Raw genomic sequence first — 1,409 nt, 5'->3', positions numbered from 1 at the left:
CAGCTTTGAAAGGTAAATATATTTCGCACTAATAAGTCCATATATAGCTGCATAATCATTGCAAAAAGTGTATAATAAAAAAAACTTTTTCGCAGAGGGGTATTTATTATGACACGTGCAGAAGCTAGAGAAATAAAAAGGAAACTTAAAAAGGAAGTAGTCGATTTTTTGAAAATACAAAACCACTACTTTCCAGACTTAATAAGCGATATAAAAAATGTTTTGGATGGGCGTAATCAATCGTATATAACCTATGAGATTGAAGTAATTTTATATGTAATGATATTGAAAAATGTGTGCTCGATGGAATCTATGCAAGAAATGACAGAAACATTTAATGAAGATGCATGTATAAAAAACATATATAAAATACTGGGTCTTGAGGAAAAAGACTATTTGCCACATTATGTAACAATCAATGAATGTCTTTCCAAAATGGATAATGCAGAACTTGAAAAAATACGCAAAAACATGATATACAGTCTTATACGTAAGAAAAGTTTTGAAGACGGAAAATTTCTTAGCAAACATTGGCTTGTAATTGTTGATGCGACCCAGTTGTTTTGTTTTAGTAAAAGACATTGTGAGCACTGTTTGACAAAGACAGTAAATAAAGGGACAGAAGAAGAAAAAACTATTTATTATCACCAGGTATTGGAAGCAAAAATAGTTTTTAGTGACGATCTGGTAGTCAGTATAGCGACTGAATTTATAGAAAATGAGAAAGAAAACATCAGCAAACAGGATTGTGAGCGAACGTCATTTAAGCGTTTAGCCAAGACACTTAAGACTATGTTTCCAAGGCTTCCGATTTGTTTAATGGGTGATAGCTTATATGCATGTGAGCCTGTATTTGAAATCTGTCGCCAGAACAACTGGGAATTTTTGATTCGTTATAAAGATGGGAGTATACCGACGCTAGCGAAGGAATATCAGACAATCCAGGAAATGGGTGAAGGCGAAGAAACAATTGTAGAAACAGAAAAAGTATACAAAAGAAATCCAAAAATAAAAAGTATTCATAGATTGAAATGGGTAAATGACTTAGATTACAATGGACACAATGTAGCAGTGTTGGAATTGGAAATAGAGCACATTAAAGAGAATAAAAAAAAGCAGGAATTTCAATGGGTAACGAGTTTAAGAGTAAAAGAAAAAAATGCACATGAATTAAGTGAAACAGGTAGAAAACGTTGGCTGATTGAAAATGAAGGATTTAATATCCAAAAAAACTATAGATATATCATAACCCACGCAAACAGCCTAGATTACAATGCTATGAAAAACCATTATTTAATAACACAATTGGCAGATATACTACTTCAGTTATATGAAAATGGTATAAAGGATATCAAAATAATAAAGAGAACTTTGAAAATGATATCAGAAGGTTTATTGGAGTGTCTTAG

Annotated in this window: 1 protein-coding gene; it reads left to right on the top strand. The window is 31.7% G+C overall.

Annotated elements, in window-relative coordinates; translation table 11 throughout:
- Positions 1-108 precede the first annotated feature (108 nt).
- A partial coding sequence (locus P0N36_RS15335) for a transposase family protein (protein ID WP_275843762.1) occupies positions 109-1,409 on the top strand: 1,301 nt, incomplete at its 3' end.

Source organism: Petrocella sp. FN5 (genome assembly GCF_029210395.1).
Classification (GTDB): Bacteria; Bacillota; Clostridia; order Lachnospirales; family Vallitaleaceae; genus Petrocella.
Note: the sequence above shows the minus strand (reverse complement) of the source record. Positions and strands in the feature narration are given on the sequence as shown.